A 17,522-nucleotide genomic window follows, 5' to 3' on the forward strand; every position below is an offset into this window, starting at 1 on the left:
AGATAAAACCGTGCCTGGCAATATAAAAAATAGCGTCAATAACTTATATAGTTGGTATCTTTACGCTCCCTCGCTACAAGGGCTAAAGATGTTCGATAGTTTTGAGTTGCACTTTTGACCGAACAAACGGCCATCCAGACAATTAGGAAAATCTCGAGACTCAGGCCGCTCTTTTGCAAGAGGACCTGCGAGGCTATCGGGGTTTTGTAGTAGAAACAACCAACCTATGAAGGAGTGGGGTCCATAGCCGCTAAGTACCGTTACTTAATCTCTTTTTCAATACAGTCTCAATCGTCGCAGTAATAGTTAATCCCCTGCTGCGTAAACCCAATACGCGCCCTGTCCCTGCAAACCAGGGCTGCTAAATACCACCATTCATAATAGTGACGAAAAGGTTAAGGCAAACTTTTGGGTATCCTCAAATATATTTATCAAGAAATATTAAAAGAGATACCTATATAAATTAACCCACCTCAGGCTGGAAGCTCGAAAAGGGCGAAAGCTCCAAGTGTACTTGCGAGGTGCCCCAGATTCCCTGGGTGGAAAGGAAAGATTTCAGTAGATTTATCCGCCAAACAAACTGACTATCCCCTCAATATTGCATTTCAGCGTATTTATCCCCTCTGATACCGCCCCTTCGGTATGCTCCACCCAACAATAAAAAGGAGCTCACTGACCATGGATAGGTTTATAAAGTTTATTGCTGCGGCGATTATTACAAGCCCCGCATTTTCCGCCCCTGAAAATACAAGTGGCCCTTCACCCAATTTTAGCTACGAGGACATCTTCGATCTGGAGTATGCCAGCGACCCACAGTTTGGCACTAACGATAAAAATATTTATTACGTGCGCAACTCCCTGAACAAAATGGCAGATACCACAAGGGCAAACCTTTGGTATATCAGCGATGATGGCAAAGATCACCGCCCCTTAACTTCGGGAGATTTTCACGACCACTCGCCACTTCTATCTCCAGATGGAAAAACTATTGCCTTTATCAGCGACAGGAGTGGAAAGCCCCAGATACATTTGTTGTGGCTGGACAATGGTAAAAGTGAGCAAATTTCCCATCTACCCAGAGCTCCATCAAATATCCAGTGGTCCCACGATGGTCAGCATCTAGCCTTCACCATGTTCGTGCCCGAGAACAAACCGCTGCCAGTGGAGCTTCCCACACCACCAGAAGGGGGCGAGTGGGAGGAAACACCTCAGTTTATCGACAAGAGCTTGTATCGCATTGAGGGCCAGGGATACTTAGAGCAGGGTAATTCACAGGTTTTCATGATTTCCCGTGAAGGAGGCACTCCCCGCCAGCTCACCAGTGGGGACTACGAGCACAACAGCCAACTCAGCTGGGGCAAAAATAATAAGGCCATTTACTTTTCAGCAAATCGCCACCCAAATCATGAAATTGAACTGCTGGATTCAGAAATTTACAAGGTAAATATCAACGATGGAAATATTGAGCAAGTAACCGAGAGATTTGGCCCCGATTTTCAACCTCAAATCTCACCCGACGGAAGAAAGCTGGCATATTTAGGCTATGAAGATCAGCGGTTTTCCTACCACCAAAACACTTTACGAGTGATCGACCTCGCTAATGGAAAAAACCAGCTAATAAAAACTGCCAGCGATCGTAGCGTTTCCGATTTTCAGTGGCTAGCTGACAGTAAGCGTATTGCTTACAGCTATGACGATCATGGCTCAACCAAAATTGCCATTAAGAAAATTGGCGGAAAGGAAACCTTGATAGCGGATGACGCCGGTGGACTGACACTAGGCGCGCCCTATAGTTTTTCAGATTTTGCTGTCTCCAAACGTGGAAACGTAGTTTATACACAAACCACACCTCAAATTCCCGCAGAACTTGCAATTTCTCGTGGCGGCAAGATAAAAACTCTCACGGCGATCAACAGTGATTTGATACCTCTACGCAATATGGCCCATGTGGAAGAGATCAACTATAAATCCAGCTTCGATGGTCGCAATATCCAGGGCTGGATAGTCTACCCCCCAAATTTCGACCCCCAAAATAAATACCCCCTGTTACTTGAGATTCACGGTGGCCCACTATCTAACTACGGCCCGCGCTTTTCTGCCGAAATGCAACTCTTTGCCGCCGCAGGCTATGTCGTGCTCTACACTAACCCTCGTGGCTCTACCAGCTACGGCAATGAGTTTGCCAACCTGATCCATCACAACTTCCCTAGCCAGGATTACGATGACCTAATGGCGGGTGTCGATGCAGTTATCGCCCAAGGCTATATCGATGAGGATCAATTATTTGTCACAGGTGGAAGTGCCGGCGGCACACTGACAGCCTGGATTATTGGTAAAACTGAACGATTCAGGGCTGCGGTAGTTGTCGCACCGGTAATCAATTGGGAGAGCTTTGTTCTAACTGCCGATTACTCCAAAATATTTACTCGCTACTGGTTTTCCGGGATGCCTTGGGAGGCCCCCGAGGAGTATCGACGCCGCTCTCCACTCACATATATTGGCAATGTCACTACACCCACCATGCTATTGACTGGCGAAAACGATTATCGCACCCCGATATCCGAGACCGAGCAGTTTTACCAAGCACTAAAGTTAAATGATGTAGAGGCGGCTATGGTGCGCCTTCCAAACACATCCCATAACTTTTCCGATAGACCCAGCAAGAGAATCTCTAAAGTAGCTTCAACCCTCTACTGGTTTGATCAACACAAACCCGATAGAGAAAATGAAAGCGAGGATTTGGCAACCAACTAATTCAAAATTTTACAGGTATATTCGGCCAAATAACGGAGTAGCAGGTCAGCCATCCTGCTGCTCCATCACGGATTATCCCATCGAGCACACCAGTCAACGGATCACTCCCTTTGTCCCCCCTTCCTCAGGTATCCTCTAGGAAACAAAAAGGAGGAGCCTCAAGATCATGAACCGGCTAATAAAAATTGTCGCAGCGATGTTTATCGCCAGCCCTGCGCTCGCTGATAACCAACTACCCAATTTTAGTTACGAGGATGTATTTGACCTCGAATACGCGAGCAGCCCTCAGTTCAGCAGTGACGGGAAAAGTATTTATTACGTCCGCAACTCAATGAACAAAATGAAAGACGGCAAGCGCGCGAACCTTTGGCGTATCGGTACCGATGGCAAAGATCACCGCCCTCTGACCTCTGGAGACTACTCCGATTACTCCCCACAGCTATCGCCAGACGGGAAGACCATCGCTTTTATCAGCACCCGCAGTGGCAGCCCGCAGATCCACCTGCTGTGGTTAGATAATGGCCAGAATCTGCAGATTACTCACCTGCCAAAATCCCCTTCCAATATCCAGTGGTCACGGGATGGTAAGCAAATAGCTTTCACTATGTTCGTACCGGAGAGCAAACCTCTGCCAGTAAAGCTCCCCAGTGCCCCGGAAGGCGCAGAGTGGGCTAAGCCACCACAGTTTATCGACAGCAGCATTTATCGTTCAGATGGCATGGGCTATTTAAAGCAGGGGCATGTACAGGTTTTTGTGATCCCTCGAGAGGGCGGTACCCCTCGCCAGCTTACCGAAGGCGAGTACGATCACCACAGCAGTCTCGCCTGGAGTAAAAATAACGATGCAATTTACTTCTCAGCCAATCGTCATCCCGATCACGAAATCGAGCTGATGAACTCGGAAATTTACAAGGTAAGCCTACAAAACGGCAGTATCGAGCAAATTACCGAACGTTATGGTCCCGACCATCACCCGCAGATGTCTCCAGATGGTACGAAGCTGGCCTATTTAGGCTTTGAGGATCAAAAGCTCGGATACCAACAACATACTCTGCGCGTCCTGGATCTCAATAGCGGGAAGTCCCGTAAAATAAAAACTGCCAAGGATCGCAGCATCTCCAACTTCCACTGGCTAGACGATAGCAAGCGAATTGCCTATAGCTACGACGATCACGGCTCCACCAAAATTGCCATCAAGAAAATTGGTTCCAGCGAAACCCTAATGGCCAGCGACGCTGGAGGCCTTTCGCTGGGACGCCCATACTCCGGTGCCAATTTTGCAGTCTCCAAACGCGGGGACATCGCCTACACACAAACAACCCCTCAAAATCCCGCCGAACTGGCTCTAGCGCGCAACGGCAAAACCCAGGCACTCACCGAGCTCAATGGCGACCTGATGCCACTGCGCGAGATGGCAAATATTGAGGAAATCAACTACAAATCGAGCTTTGACGGCCGAGATGTTCAGGGCTGGGTCGCTTACCCACCCAATTTCGACCCCGAGAAGAAGTATCCCCTTCTATTGGAAATTCACGGTGGTCCCTTCTCTAATTACGGCCCCAGATTTGCCGCCGAAGTCCAGTTATTTGCCGCTGCTGGTTATGTTGTTCTGTACACTAACCCCCGAGGCTCCACCAGCTACGGCCATGAATTTGCCAACTTAATTCACCATAACTACCCGAGCCAGGATTACGACGACCTGATCTCTGGCGTCGACGCTGTAATTTCTCAAGGTTATATTGATGAAGAGCAGTTGTTTGTTACTGGTGGCAGTGGCGGAGGCACATTGACAGCCTGGATCATTGGTAAAACTGACCGCTTCAGAGCTGCTGTTGTTGCCAAGCCTGTCATCAACTGGGAGAGCTTCGTTTTAACTGCTGATTATTCGAGGTTTTTTACCAGCTATTGGTTCTCAGGGATGCCCTGGGAGAAACCTGAGGAATACCGCCGTCGCTCACCGCTCACCTATGTCGGAAACGTTACCACTCCCACTATGCTCTTAACCGGGGAAGAGGATTACCGCACACCGATGTCAGAAACAGAACAGTTTTATCAAGCACTAAAACTTAATGACGTTGACGCTGCCATGGTTCGCATTCCAGGGGCATCCCACAGTATCGCTGCCAGGCCAAGTCAGTTAGTGGCAAAAGTTGCATCGATTCTATATTGGTTTGATCAGCACAAACCCGATAGGGAAAGTAAAGACTTAGCAAAAAACTAATCATTCGTACCAATTAATTTAACCCCCTCCTGGCGGGCTTTAAAGGCCCGCCCTAATTCACCACTATTTTCCACACTAAATCTAACGCATAATTATCCTTATAATTTACAAGGAGGAATTTATGCGCAGACTAATATTAGTTCTAATTCTCTGGCCTACATTTGTATTTTCCAGTACAGCACCCCTAGAAGATCTCATACGACATGCAAATATTGAAGATGTGAAAATATCTCCAGCGGGCTCCCACCTAGCAGTGAGAAAATTACACGAAGGTGAGCGTATATTGGTATTCATGTCTATTACCCCTCTAAAAATTACTGGTCTTTTACGTTTTAGAGGTAAGGAGGAGGTCGGTGATTTCTACTGGGCAAACAATGAAAGAGTAGTAGCTGAAGTAATGTCACGACAGTCAGCTCTGGAGACTCCTGTTTTTTACGGCTCACTTTATGCTATTAATTACGATGGCTCATTCGGGAAGAATATTTTTGGGCATCTTGCAGGCGAGAACCAAGTCGGATCCTTATTCAAAAAAGCTGAAACTACTCGTGCACATGCAAAAATTATCGATCCACTCCCTCAAAAAAAGAAAGAGATACTAATTTCCACGTACCCTTGGGCAAGGAACCAGGAATCCAGGGGTGAGGTTGCAAAACTCAATATATATACAGGGGTGAAAAAGCGTATTGCAAGGCTTCCACAAGTTGACGGGCGCGCTTACACTGACGGTGCAGGAAACCTTCTCTTCGCAGACGGCACTGACAAAAATAACAAATATCAATTATTTATCAGAGAAAAGAACGATTGGCACAGAATTAAAACTCCTCTGCTAAAATCTGGAACTCCAGTCGGTTTTGACACAAACACCGGCGAATCTTACTTAACCATCCCTCAAAAATCTCAAACCGAAGCCTTAGTAAAGTTAAAACCTGGATCTGAAGACTACTCTTTGGTTTTCCAGCATGAAAGATCAGATATACACGATATCATCTATTCCCCAGCCTCATATAAACCTTTAGGCGTTTATCTACAGCCAGACTACCCAACTGAACATTTTTTTGATGAGGATGACAGTTTTTCTTCACTATTTAGAGGATTGAAACAGGCGTTTCAGGGGTTTCATGTAACGTTTACAAGCTTCACCGCCGATGGTTCTTTAGGTGTAATGAAGGTATACGGTGATCGCTTGCCAGGCGACTATTACTTGGTAAACCTGAAATCAACATCCGTTAATTTTTTAATATCTTCTGCTGAATGGCTAAAACCCGACCAGCTCAATCCAATGCTCGCTGGCAGCTTCACTACAGAGGACAATTTAGAAGTAGGAGTTTACCTCACCTTTCCACAGGGCTCTGAAAAATTAAACCCTATGGTTGTATTACCTCACGGCGGCCCTCATTCACGTGATTATTGGGGGTATGATCGCAATGCACAAATTCTGTCTCAAAATGGATATCTTGTACTTCAAGTTAACTTTCGTGGCTCCACTGGTTATGGCCAGGGATTTTATTCAGCAGGACTCAGGGAGTGGGGAGGAAAAATTCAACAAGATATTGCCGACGCCGTTCATTGGGCCATAGGGAAAGGATATGCAGACCCTGATCGAATTTGCATCTATGGCGCTAGCTTTGGGGGTTATTCGGCTCTGATGAGTCCTATCCGCAACCCTGATTTATACCAATGTGCTGTAGGTTATGTAGGCGTATACGATTTGGAGATGATGTACACAAAAGGGGATATTAAGAGAAGAGATCGCGGCGTTGCTTACCTTAAAAAGACACTTAGTAAAGATAAGGACTTTCTAAAAGTCAACTCTCCTGTACACAATGCCGGCAAACTTAATTTGCCAGTTTTCTTGATTCATGGAGAGGAAGACGAGCGAGCCCCCATTGAGCATGCAGAAATGCTAGTAAAGGAATTTAGAAAAGAAAACAAACCGATTAAAACTCTATTTGTAAAAAATGAAGGACACGGCTTTTATACCGAAGAAAATAGAATGAAACTCTATACAGAACTATTAGAATTCCTGGATCAACATATTGGTGTTGGAGCTAGCGAAAAGCAATCTAGCGAAAGGTAAAGAGTTCAATTAAAATGTAGCCCCAGTTAATTTAGGGGCTACATATTTTCAATTGCTCAGTCACCTCAACCAGGCTACCCACTTAACCGTGATCGCGATACGCCTTCCACTTCTTCATATGACGATCCTTTTTTTCAGCCTTCAGGGTTTCCAGCTTGGCGAGCTGTTCATCTGTTAATACCGACTCAAATTGAGTACGCATCTGGTTGCGGCTCTGCATTTTAGCGACTTCCAGCTTGCCAATCTCCGCCCCCAGGCTTGCCAGTGTTTGCTGATCGGCACCGGAACGAATTGCTTCACGCAACTCTTCATACGCTTTGTGCATTTCTTCGCGCTTAGCTATTTTTCCTTCGCGGTTGGACTCGCGAAGCTCCTTCAGTTGATCCTTTTGAGCTTCCGTCAGCTCCAGCTCTTTAGCAATTTTTTCTGGTCCATGGCCGCGACCTTCCATTCGTCCTTTACCATCACATGCCATGCCAACGGCTGGTACTGCTACAACGCCAGCCAAAGCCAAACTACCTACTACAGTTTTCCAGTTTTTCATCGTTCAACCCTCTCGTTTGCATTCAGTAATTTCATAATAAGTGGGCCCCGTGTAAACGGGGGATAACTGTGGTAAACCTTTGTTAAGAACTCACAACAAGCGCTTTTTATAATAAATGCAGCTTAAAAAATGCACCGACTGTAAAAAAATTTTCAAATTAATGGTTGTGAAGGGAAATAAAAGAGAGGGATAGAATTTAAGTTAGAAATTTAATCCGGAAGTTATACAGGCCTGACTAGTATAACTTCCACAAGATCAAAATCTTTTTAATGGAGAGCGGCTGAGGAGGGATTTTGTTTCGTATCCACATCTTCCAGTGAGTGAGTCAGAACAAAGTAATAAACAACCTGTTCGCGCCCCTGGACTTCTGCTACCAGGTCAAAGTTGTACTCTCCCCGCTCCCCGGGAGAAATACGCACAGCGGCTATATGTTCAGGCTCAATAAACAGCTCGGCGACGGGTCGTTTACCGCGCATTACCTGAACCAACTTGGTACGGGCATCTTCAGCGGTGAAGCGCCAGTGGTAGTCATCATCATCGTATACTACCGAATCACTACTTCCGGCCCTGACGATGCAATTTGTATGCTCTGCCAGCCAGGGCCAAAACTCGCTGAACAACAGGGAGTTTTTCATAACGAATCAGTCATCCAGCTCAAGAACATCACTGTCAAGCGCAAGCTCTTCAGCTATTTGCTGACACCAGCGATTCAGCCGCTCTGTGGTCAGCTCTTCCTGCTGGTCTTCATCAATAGCCAGACCGACAAACTTTGCTCCACTTTCGACTTCAGCTTTTGAGGCTTCATACTCATAGCCTTCAGTGGACCAGTGACCGACTATAGTGGCTCCTTTTTCCACAATAACATCGTGGAGCATGCCCATCGCATCCAGGAAATAGTCGCCGTACCCAAATTGGTCTCCCAGGCCAAATAAAGCGACGGTCTTTCCACTAAAATCGATTTCCTGCACATCCTCCCAGAACTCTTCCCAGTCAGATTGAATCTGACCGAAGTCCCAGGTAGGGATTCCAAAGATCAGATACTGATAATTAGCAATATCCAACTGGGTGACATCGGCAATATCAAACAGGTCTACATTTTCTTCGCCAAGGCGGGCGCGGATGCGCAAAGCTACAGACTCGGTATTACCCTCATCACTGCCATAGAACAAGCCGATTTTACTCACAGTCAACCCTCTCCGCCCAGTCCGGGCCGCTACATACTAAATTACAAGGCGGCGTATTCTCCCAGCAATAACCTGGCTCAGCAAGTTACCTATCTGATCAGGTTTCGGCAGGTATAAAGAAAAATGCCCCCGGGGCAGCGGGGGCTAAGGGTTATGAACCTGCTGGGCCTTGGGGAAGGGTGCACCCAGCGGATCGCACAAGGAGTCTTTGGTTGGGGGGCCTAGGACTCTGAATCCTGGCTTGCAGAGCTTTCATCGCGCCGTTTCATTTGGCGCGCTTTGCGCTCACTCTTTAGCTGCTCTAGCTTGGCCTTCTGCTCATCAGTCAGAATGGCCTTAAACTGTTCTTTCATTTCGTTGCGGCTCTGCATCTCCAGAAGCTTTAGCTTGCCTAGCTCTTCACCCAATTGATCCAGTGTCGCCTGGTCAGCGCCCGACTCAATCGCCGCATTTAATTCCTTGCGCAGCTCGATCATTTGCTCGCGCTGTGCCATTCTCGCCTCACGGTTGCTCTCCCGGTTGGCCTTTAACTGTGCCTGCTGGCCTTCGGTCAACTCAAGCTGGCGGACCATATATTCAAATCCACGCCCCTGACCACCTTCACCACCGCCGAAAGCAAGTGCCGCAGGGGCAACCAGAACACCTACCAAGGCCAAGCTTCCCATTGCTTGTTTCCAGTGTTTCATTCCTACGTCCTCATGTTCGCGTTCAGTGACTACATAGTAAGCCCAGCTTGTGTAAACGGGGGAAAACACCGGTAAACATTTGTTAAGAACGGTAAAAAGCCCTATCGCCAGCGGTAACCAGCGCCAGCGCTTTGCATATAATGGCCACACAGAAACTGAGAGAACGCCATGAGCCGCATCCTTTTAATCGACGATGACACCGAACTCACCGACTTGCTAAGGGAGTACCTTACCGGAGAGGGTTTTCAAGTAACCGCAGCCAATGATGGTGGCCGGGGACTAGAGCTCGCTCAGAGCGAGAGCTTTGACGCTCTGGTTCTGGACGTCATGCTGCCCGTTCACAATGGCTTTGAAGTACTTCGCAAACTTAGGGAGGAGGCGTCAGCAGCAAGCCGCTCCCTACCAGTTTTGATGCTTACTGCAAAAGGGGACACTGTGGATCGTATCGTCGGCCTGGAAATGGGTGCCGACGACTACCTGCCCAAACCCTGTAATCCCAGGGAATTGGCGGCCCGACTGCGCGCAGTACTCCGCCGCGGCCGAGTCGAAGCTGAAGAGAGCGACGACACTCTTAGCAGCGGCCAGATTCGACTACTACCTGCAGAGCATCAGGGTTATTGGAACGACCAGGCTTTGGCTCTGACCGGCGCAGAGTTCGCCGTGCTCAAGGTACTGGTTCAGCATGCCGGCGAAGTGGTTGGCAAAGAGGTTCTCACTGAAAGTGCCCTTGGCCGTAAGCTGATGCCCTACGACCGCTCCATTGATGTCCATGTCAGTAACATTCGCAAGAAGCTCGCGGATAAAGGTGCCAGCCGCGACCTAATTATCAATATCCGAGGTGCCGGATACATGCTCACCCAGAGCAAGCAGTAGGTTTTCCACGATGCGCAGTCTCTTCTGGAAAATGTTCTTTGGGGCCTGGATCACCGCCATGGTGATGGTTGTAGCCGCCATTTACATTACCCACTTCGGTGAATTCGGCGATCCCCGACAAGAGGAACGCTGGGAGGGCCCCGCCCTTTTTCGCGAGGTCATGCGAAATATGCGAATCGCCCGCCGTCACGGTCCCGAACAGTTCCAGCACTGGCTCGAGAAAGCCCCCAAAAAAGTCAAACGGCGGGTTTATGCGGTTGACCAACAAGGCAACGACATCCTCGGTCGCGAAGTGCCATCAAATATGGGCTCGTTAATCGACAGTCTTGATTACCGCAATCGCGAAGCTCACAAACTGGTAAATAACAAGCCCACTGTAGGCTTCTTTCTACCACTGCGCACCGGAGACCCCCTGCGTATCGTCGTCGTTGCTGGGGATAGCAAGGAAGGCCTATTGCTGCGCTTCCTGTGGCGCAACTTTTGGCCGATGTTACTGCTTTCCATGATTGCCTCAGGTTTAGCCTGCTACTGGTTAGCCCGCTACCTGAGCCGCCCTCTTGAACAGTTGCGCGCAGCCACCAAGCGCGTGGCTGCCGGCGAACTGGACTACCGCGTGACTCCATCCCTGAAGTCTCGGAATGATGAACTGACTGACCTGGCCCTGGACTTCGACTCCATGACCGCCCAGCTTCAGGAGTCGATGTCCGAGCAGCGCCGCCTGATCAAGGATGTCTCTCACGAACTGCGCTCGCCACTAGCACGCCTGCAAGTGGCACTGGCCATCGCCCGCCAAAAGCAAATCAACGGGCTCGATACAGAACTGGATAAAATCGGCAAGGCTGCGGATTACCTGGAAGATATTATTGCCGACGTGCTATCACTTCCTATTAGCAGCCAGGAGCAGCGTCCCCTGGATGACGTAGTGGAAGTTAATGCCCTGATAAGCGCCCTGGCGGAAGACCTCCACAGCGAAGCTGCTGACAAAGACCTGTCCTTTGAAATTCGCTCCGAAGGGGAAGAGCTCCTTGTCGCAACCCGGGGCAGCTCCCTGACCGCTGCCCTGGAGAACATCCTGCGCAACGCGATCAAGTACAGTCCCGAGCACGGCCGGGTCAAGGTGTCGATTAAAGAATCCTCAGAATCCTGCACCATCTCAGTCATCGACTCAGGTTCCGGCGTGGCAGATGAGGAATTGGAGGCTATTTTCCGCCCCTTCTATCGCACAGATAGTGCACGCACCCGGGAAAGTGGTGGCTTTGGACTGGGACTCGCTATCGCCCAGCGCACCATCCTACATCACCAGGGAAGCATCAGCGCCAAAAACAGTCGGGATGCGGGCCTGTGTGTTGAGATTAAACTCCCCCTGCTACATATTGCCGACGATTAAGCATCGCAGCAGCTAATATAAGCATCTCTACCGCCAGAGTTTTCTGGCGGTTGCTTCCTTGCACCCGCAAATAGCAAAGGAACCCGCTATGCGCTGGATTATTTATATTCTTATTGCCTTGGTAATTCTCGTGCTCGCGGGATATTTATTCCCACGCGAAGTCACTGTTCATCGCAGCGTATTTATCAACAAACCGCCACAAGTGGTTTTCCCCTACGTTAATAATTTCCACAAATTCAACGAGTGGTCCCCATGGCGCCATATCGACCCCTCGGTACTCTATGAGTACAGCGGTCCCCAGGAAGGCGTCGGCGCCAAAATGAGTTGGCGTGGCGAAAACTCCAAAGCCGGAAGCGGTAGTCAAACTATCTTCGCCAGCAAGCGAGATTCTGTAGTCGCCACCAAGCTGGATTTTGGTGATGGCAGCCAGGCCACGGCAGAATTCCAGCTGGAACCAAAGGATGGCGGCACCCTTCTTACCTGGAACTTCCACAGCGATACCGGCGGTGGTCCCAGAGAACGCTGGATGGGCTTGGCAGTGAAAAAAATGGTGGGAGAGTCTTATGAACAAGGGTTGGAAAAACTTAAAAACCTGGTTGAAACAGCACCGGAAAATAGCACCTCCGACGGAACCTCCACCGATTCAGTTTCAGATATTCCATCCGATGTAGATGATGCAATGGGTGATGGCCCTCAGGGTGTCCCCAGTGAACTGCGAGACCAGAATGAAGAGGAAGCAGGAGAAACACCGGAAAACCAGCAGTAACACTCAGCAATTAAGAGTAGCGATTACTGAAATACAAAAAAGCCCGCAATTTGCGGGCTTTTTCTGTTTAAACCGACTTCGGTCGATTGCGTCGCGCGGCTGGCGCCGGTGACTTGCGCAACTTCCTGCGCTGGCGCTCCAGGTTTTGTTTCTCACCCTGGGTCAATGGGCGCTGGCCCAGTTTCGGCATTCCCGCCGTTACGCAGAGGTCATCGATCTCGCGGGGCTCCATCTCAATCCACTGCCCGACGCGCACATGGGAGGGAATAAAGACGCTGCCGTAGCGCACACGCTTCAAGCGGCTAACTCTAACTCCCTGGGACTCCCACAGACGACGCACCTCGCGGTTGCGGCCCTCCATCACTACGCAGTAGAACCAGCGGTTTTTACCTTCACCACCACTCTCTACGATGTCGGTAAAGCGCGCCGACCCATCATCCAACAACACGCCCTTGAGCAGACGCCGCCTCATTTCCTCATCCACATCACCTTGGATTCGAACCAAGTATTCGCGGTCGATTACCGAGGAGGGATGCATTAATTTATTGGCCAGCTCTCCGCTATTGGTAAACAGCAGCAAACCACTGGTATTGAAATCCAGGCGCCCAACAGAAATCCAGCGGCCGGTTTTCAGTCTCGGCAGGCGATCGTAGACCGTCGGGCGGCCTTCCGGGTCGTGGCGGGAGCATATTTCTCCAACCGGTTTGTTGTAGAGTATTACCCGGCAGCGATTCTGCTCTGCCGAAGGCAGCCGGCTACCATCAAACTCGATATGATCCGCGTCAGTTACGCGCTCGCCAAGCTCCGCCACTTTTCCATTTACGGTTACGCGGCCCGCATCAATTGCGCGCTCCATTTCACGGCGCGAACCGAGGCCGGTGCGCGCTAATACTTTCTGTAATTTCTCGCCTGCTGGCGGGGTACCATCACTCATGGGGTGGTGCTTTCCACTTGTACTACTTCTTTGGAATCTTCATCGACATCAGCATTTGCCTCCACCGACTCCTCGGCGACCTCTTCAACTGTGTCGTCTTCGGCAAACATACTGCTGGGTGGTAACGTTGCCGTTAGAGAGTTCTCGCTCTCTTCTTCTACTTGCAGCGATTCAACGCTGCTTCCCTCATCACTGTGAAGTTCACTCTCTTCACTTAGATCAACATTTACATCCAACTCCGAATTACCTTCAGAGTCTTCCTGCTCCATTTCCCACTGGATCTCTGCTGCCGCAGTTTCCACTGGATCTTCCTGTGCATCCGTCTCGGCGGGCACTGCATCGGCATCTACTCCGGGCTCAGACTCGGTCTCGGTCTCGGTCTCGGTCTCGGCGCCTGATGCTTCAGCAGCAACTTCCTCAGCCAAAGCCTCTACCAGGGCATCGTCTATATCTTCGTGTTCAGCCGCAGGGCCTTCAGTAGAGGATTCTGCCTCGGTGTCTTGCTCTGACTCAGAATCTTCCAAAGCACCATTGTCCACCTCGGACTCTCCCTCCTCGGGAACCGGCTCTGGAGGCAAACCTTCCTGCTCCAGAATCTGGTTCAGACTCTCGATATCGCGGATCTCCGCCAGAGTCGGCAAATCATCCAGGGTGCTCAAATTAAAATAATCGAGAAACTCCCGGGTTGTTGCGTAGAGAGACGGCTTACCGGGCACGTCCCGCTGCCCCACAACTTTAATCCAACCGCGCTCCAGCAGGGTTTTAACAATATGCGAACTCACCGCAACGCCGCGGATATCCTCGATATCACCACGGGTTACCGGCTGTCGATAAGCGATAATGGCGAGGGTCTCCAAGGTTGCACGGGAATACCGTTGCGCTTTTTCCTCCCACAGCCGATTCACCCATGGAGCCAGGTCTTCCGGCACTTGAAAACGCCAACCACTCGCGACTTTCTTCAGTTCAAACCCTCGGTCAGCACAACTCTGGGCGATTTCTTCAAGCACATCTCTCAGGGTAGTCTTGGAGGGTTGCTCTTCCTCGTCCAGCAAAGACAACAGCTTTTCTTCACTGAGAGGCTGGCCCGCGGCCAACAGGGCGCCTTCGACGATTTTGCGCAGTAATTCGGGGGCGATTGTCATCTTCTATTTTCTAACTCGAATACATTTCCGACGCTTTATCCGAGGCCTCTACAGCGTCCTCTGGATCTTCAACCTCTTCGAGAATCTGGTCCTCAGGCTCGCTGTCAGCACCGTCTTCGCTTTCACTGCTGTGGGTAGCAGCGCGAGCGCGCACGTGGATCGGGCCAAAAGCTTCATTCTGCACCAGCTCCACCAGTGACTCTTTTACCAGCTCCATCACTGCCAGGAAGGTCACTACGACACCGAGGCGACCCTCCTCAACGGTAAACAGGCTTACAAAGGGCACAAACTGGCCGTGGCGGATCTTATCCAGCACCTGGGTCATACGCTCGCGGGTGGACAACTTCTCCCGCTCAACCTGGTGGCTCTCAAACATATCCGCACGCCGCAGCACATCAGCCAGGGCGACCAGGACTTCTTTCAAGTCAATTTCAGGGTCGGGGCGTGTGATACTGCGATCGGGAGCCTCTGCATTGGCCTGATGGACATCCCGGCCAACACGGGGGATTTCATCGAGATCCTCAGCCGCAGTTTTGAAACGCTCATACTCCTGCAAACGGCGAATCAGAGCCGCGCGGGGGTCCTCGCCTTCTTCCTCCTCCGCTTCAGGCGGTCGCGGCAACAGCATCCGCGACTTTATTTCCGCCAACATAGCGGCCATTACCAGATACTCGGCGGCCAAGTCAAAGCGAATTGCCGTCATCATCTCCACATACGCCATATATTGATGGGTAATGTCGGAGACGTTGATCTCGAGAATATCCAGGTTTTGGCGGCGAATCAGGTATAGCAGGAGATCCAGAGGCCCCTCGAAAGCCTCCAGAACAACTTCCAAAGCATCTGGTGGAATAAAGAGATCCTGCGGGAGGTCGTTAAAGATTTCGCCCTGCACCAAAGCCAGGGGGGAATCCTCATCCGAGTCCTGGCCCTGCGATTCCGCATCGCCAGCCTGGGCAGGAGCTTCATCATCGCTTGCCGCAACCTCGGCCAGCACTTGCTCCTCGACCTCTGCTAGTAACTCATCACTGGACACCCTGCCCCACCCTCAATCGTGCAAACGCGCGATTATACACGGCGCCGCAGCTTTCAGCCGAGTATTTCGTCAGTTGCCCCACATCCCTGACGAATCAGTTGGGGCTCATCACCCGTCAGGTCGATCACGGTGGTGGGCTCCAACCCGCAGAAACCGCCATCGATAACCAATTCCACCTGGTGCTCCAGGGTATCGCGGATATCGTAAGGTTCGGTTAGGGGCTGTTCTTCGCCGGGCATAATCAGGCTACAGCTCATCAACGGCTCGCCCAATTCTTCAATCAGGGCCAGGGCGATGGGATTATCCGGCACGCGAATACCGATGGTCTTGCGCTTCGGATGAATTAACCTGCGCGGCACCTCGGCGGTCGCCGGCATAATAAAGGTATAGGAACCCGGCGTATGATTCTTTAACAACCTAAACATCTGGTTGTCGACCTTGGCATAGGTCGCCAGCTCCGATAGGTCTCGGCACATCAATGTGAAGTTGTGCTGCTTGTCCAGCTGGCGCACTCCTCGAATGCGCTCAACCGCCAGCTTCTCTCCCAGTCGACAGCCTATGGCGTAAGCTGAATCGGTGGGAAAAACAATAACGCCCCCTTGGGCGACGATCTCTGCTGCCTGAGTGATCAGGCGGCCTTGAGGATTATCCGGATGAATCTGAAAAAACTGCGCCACAAAGCCCCCCAAAAGCCTTACCGATTGAAAATACCTCACTGCCATCCACCAGGCTTAAAGCCGGACGATGGCCCCCAATTCACAAGCCGGAATCAGGGCAGCGAAACGTGACCCCGCTGTTCCCGGTGCAGAGTGTGCCACAGATTCCACACCGGCTCGACGTCTGCGGGCAACCTGACACAACCCAATTCACGCCAGGGCTGCTCCGGCTGGTGAAAATCGCTGCCAAGAGAGCAATATGGCATTGATTTGCCCGCCGCTTCCGCGGCCGAGAGTAACAATTTCTTTAACTCTCGGGTCTGTGTCGGGTTTTGCCGACCGCACAGCAACTCTATCGCATCCCCATTTTTTTCAAGAAAAGCTCCCAGCAGTCGCAATAACTGGGTGCGGGTCAATCCGTACTTAAGCGGGTGGGCCAATACCGCACAACCGCCGGCACTGTGAATAGTAGCGATGGTCTCACCCAACTGGGGCCACTCAACTTTCACATCTCCTACTTTGCCAGCCCCCAGGTAACGCTTAAACGCCTTACCGGTATCATCTATATGCCCAGCTTCCACCAGCCATCGTGCAAAATGGGGTCTACCCAGTACCGAGTCGCCCGCCAGGGCACGCCCACCCTCCAAGGCACCGCTAAAGCCACGCTTTTCCAACTTTTCCGCGATACGCTCTGCCCGCTCCTCGCGCAACTGCTCACGAAGTTGAATGGCTTCTTGCAGAGGCCCCGATTCGGGATTGATGTTCAGACCTACAATATGTACGGGTCTACGCCCCCAAAGACTGGAGAACTCAATCCCCGCCACCACATCTACGCCCAAACAGTCACCTTCCTGTTGAGCCTCAAGCACACCATCCACCGTATCGTGGTCGGTCAGGGCGAGCATCGTCACACCTTGGGATTTCGCTCTCGACACCAGCTGCGCAGGACTTAAAATACCGTCAGACGCGGTACTGTGGCAGTGCAGATCTACCAGGTCTGTATTCAAATCGGCTGAAAGGGTCTTCAACAACAGGCTCTCACTCAGTTCGACGATGAAAAAGATCGCCATATCCGTCTTTTCAGGAACAATCGCCCTATTGCGCTGTCTATGCGGCACTCGGCGTTTTCAGGGATAAGGCCCGGACTAGCAGTCACTCACAGGTGACTCGCCAGGGCCGAAGTCTGACAGTAGTTTTGTCAGCGGGGAAATTGAACGGGCTATCAGCCCCATCAGTTTCCAGCGGGCATTATCACCGGAATTGAG

The 17,522-nt window shown here is 50.7% G+C and carries 15 protein-coding genes; 6 read left to right on the forward strand and 9 right to left on the reverse strand.

Annotated features, from left to right (window positions below):
• Positions 1-678: 678 nt before the first annotated feature.
• From ACJJI1_RS01490 to ACJJI1_RS01500, 3 genes are all read left to right on the forward strand, one after another.
• The gene (locus ACJJI1_RS01490; protein WP_444958338.1) at positions 679-2,754 is read left to right on the forward strand and encodes a S9 family peptidase; all 2,076 of its coding nucleotides are present in this window, start codon (positions 679-681) and stop codon (positions 2,752-2,754) included.
• A gap of 166 nt (positions 2,755-2,920) precedes the next feature.
• Positions 2,921-4,975: a S9 family peptidase gene (locus ACJJI1_RS01495; RefSeq protein WP_444958339.1), complete on the forward strand. Its 2,055-nt coding sequence runs from the start codon at positions 2,921-2,923 to the stop codon at positions 4,973-4,975.
• Positions 4,976-5,096: 121 nt separating this feature from the next.
• The gene (locus ACJJI1_RS01500; RefSeq protein ID WP_444958340.1) at positions 5,097-7,052 is read left to right on the forward strand and encodes an alpha/beta hydrolase family protein; all 1,956 of its coding nucleotides are present in this window, start codon (positions 5,097-5,099) and stop codon (positions 7,050-7,052) included.
• An 82-nt stretch (positions 7,053-7,134) separates the two neighbouring features.
• Here the strand turns inward: ACJJI1_RS01500 and ACJJI1_RS01505 are convergent, their stop codons facing one another.
• The 4 genes from ACJJI1_RS01505 to ACJJI1_RS01520 form a co-directional block, all read right to left on the reverse strand.
• The gene (locus ACJJI1_RS01505) at positions 7,135-7,596 is read right to left on the reverse strand and encodes a Spy/CpxP family protein refolding chaperone (RefSeq protein WP_444958341.1); all 462 of its coding nucleotides are present in this window, start codon (positions 7,594-7,596) and stop codon (positions 7,135-7,137) included.
• A gap of 266 nt (positions 7,597-7,862) precedes the next feature.
• Positions 7,863-8,231, reverse strand: coding sequence for a hypothetical protein (locus tag ACJJI1_RS01510; RefSeq protein WP_444925558.1), 369 nt, complete (start codon positions 8,229-8,231; stop codon positions 7,863-7,865).
• A 6-nt stretch (positions 8,232-8,237) separates the two neighbouring features.
• A complete protein-coding gene (locus tag ACJJI1_RS01515; protein ID WP_444958342.1) occupies positions 8,238-8,780 on the reverse strand; it encodes a flavodoxin in 543 nt (180 codons plus the stop codon).
• 221 nt (positions 8,781-9,001) lie between these two features.
• Complete coding sequence (locus ACJJI1_RS01520; RefSeq protein ID WP_444958343.1) at positions 9,002-9,466, reverse strand: Spy/CpxP family protein refolding chaperone; 465 nt, start codon at positions 9,464-9,466, stop codon at positions 9,002-9,004.
• Between the two features lie 168 nt (positions 9,467-9,634).
• Here ACJJI1_RS01520 and ACJJI1_RS01525 point away from each other — a divergent pair, with 168 nt between their 5' ends.
• From ACJJI1_RS01525 to ACJJI1_RS01535, 3 genes are all read left to right on the forward strand, one after another.
• Positions 9,635-10,339: a response regulator gene (locus ACJJI1_RS01525; RefSeq protein WP_413662835.1), complete on the forward strand. Its 705-nt coding sequence runs from the start codon at positions 9,635-9,637 to the stop codon at positions 10,337-10,339.
• A gap of 10 nt (positions 10,340-10,349) precedes the next feature.
• Positions 10,350-11,726 carry an ATP-binding protein gene (locus ACJJI1_RS01530; RefSeq protein ID WP_413662836.1) on the forward strand — a complete coding sequence of 459 codons (1,377 nt, stop codon included), beginning with the start codon at positions 10,350-10,352 and terminating at the stop codon, positions 11,724-11,726.
• A gap of 88 nt (positions 11,727-11,814) precedes the next feature.
• Positions 11,815-12,492 carry an SRPBCC family protein gene (locus ACJJI1_RS01535; protein WP_444925562.1) on the forward strand — a complete coding sequence of 226 codons (678 nt, stop codon included), beginning with the start codon at positions 11,815-11,817 and terminating at the stop codon, positions 12,490-12,492.
• Positions 12,493-12,559: 67 nt separating this feature from the next.
• Here the strand turns inward: ACJJI1_RS01535 and rluB are convergent, their stop codons facing one another.
• The 5 genes from rluB to ACJJI1_RS01560 all read right to left on the reverse strand — a co-directional run bounded on the left by rluB (position 12,560) and on the right by ACJJI1_RS01560 (position 17,375).
• Entirely contained in the window at positions 12,560-13,426 is an 867-nt protein-coding gene (gene rluB / locus ACJJI1_RS01540; protein WP_444907630.1) for a 23S rRNA pseudouridine(2605) synthase RluB, read from the reverse strand.
• Entirely contained in the window at positions 13,423-14,568 is a 1,146-nt protein-coding gene (gene scpB, locus ACJJI1_RS01545) for an SMC-Scp complex subunit ScpB (RefSeq protein ID WP_444958344.1), read from the reverse strand. Before scpB ends, rluB begins: the two co-directional genes overlap by 4 nt.
• A 10-nt stretch (positions 14,569-14,578) precedes the next feature.
• Positions 14,579-15,601 carry a segregation and condensation protein A gene (locus ACJJI1_RS01550; protein ID WP_444933846.1) on the reverse strand — a complete coding sequence of 341 codons (1,023 nt, stop codon included), beginning with the start codon at positions 15,599-15,601 and terminating at the stop codon, positions 14,579-14,581.
• 53 nt (positions 15,602-15,654) lie between these two features.
• Positions 15,655-16,278 (reverse strand): L-threonylcarbamoyladenylate synthase, encoded by a 624-nt coding sequence (locus ACJJI1_RS01555; protein ID WP_282933701.1) that lies wholly within the window; start codon positions 16,276-16,278, stop codon positions 15,655-15,657.
• Between the two features lie 92 nt (positions 16,279-16,370).
• Positions 16,371-17,375, reverse strand: a complete 1,005-nt coding sequence (locus tag ACJJI1_RS01560; RefSeq protein ID WP_444958345.1) for a PHP domain-containing protein — start codon at positions 17,373-17,375, stop codon at positions 16,371-16,373.
• Positions 17,376-17,522: the final 147 nt, after the last annotated feature.

It is taken from the genome of Microbulbifer maximicatervae (SeqCode) (assembly GCF_052467065.1).

Coding starts and splice junctions, on each gene's coding strand:
- ACJJI1_RS01490 (WP_444958338.1), top strand. CDS start 679: ATGGATAGGTTTATAAAGTTTATTGCTGCGGCGATTATTACAAGCCCC.
- ACJJI1_RS01495 (WP_444958339.1), top strand. CDS start 2,921: ATGAACCGGCTAATAAAAATTGTCGCAGCGATGTTTATCGCCAGCCCT.
- ACJJI1_RS01500 (WP_444958340.1), top strand. CDS start 5,097: ATGCGCAGACTAATATTAGTTCTAATTCTCTGGCCTACATTTGTATTT.
- ACJJI1_RS01505 (WP_444958341.1), bottom strand. CDS start 7,596: ATGAAAAACTGGAAAACTGTAGTAGGTAGTTTGGCTTTGGCTGGCGTT.
- ACJJI1_RS01510 (WP_444925558.1), bottom strand. CDS start 8,231: ATGAAAAACTCCCTGTTGTTCAGCGAGTTTTGGCCCTGGCTGGCAGAG.
- ACJJI1_RS01520 (WP_444958343.1), bottom strand. CDS start 9,466: ATGAAACACTGGAAACAAGCAATGGGAAGCTTGGCCTTGGTAGGTGTT.
- ACJJI1_RS01525 (WP_413662835.1), top strand. CDS start 9,635: ATGAGCCGCATCCTTTTAATCGACGATGACACCGAACTCACCGACTTG.
- ACJJI1_RS01530 (WP_413662836.1), top strand. CDS start 10,350: ATGCGCAGTCTCTTCTGGAAAATGTTCTTTGGGGCCTGGATCACCGCC.
- ACJJI1_RS01535 (WP_444925562.1), top strand. CDS start 11,815: ATGCGCTGGATTATTTATATTCTTATTGCCTTGGTAATTCTCGTGCTC.
- rluB (WP_444907630.1), bottom strand. CDS start 13,426: ATGAGTGATGGTACCCCGCCAGCAGGCGAGAAATTACAGAAAGTATTA.
- scpB (WP_444958344.1), bottom strand. CDS start 14,568: ATGACAATCGCCCCCGAATTACTGCGCAAAATCGTCGAAGGCGCCCTG.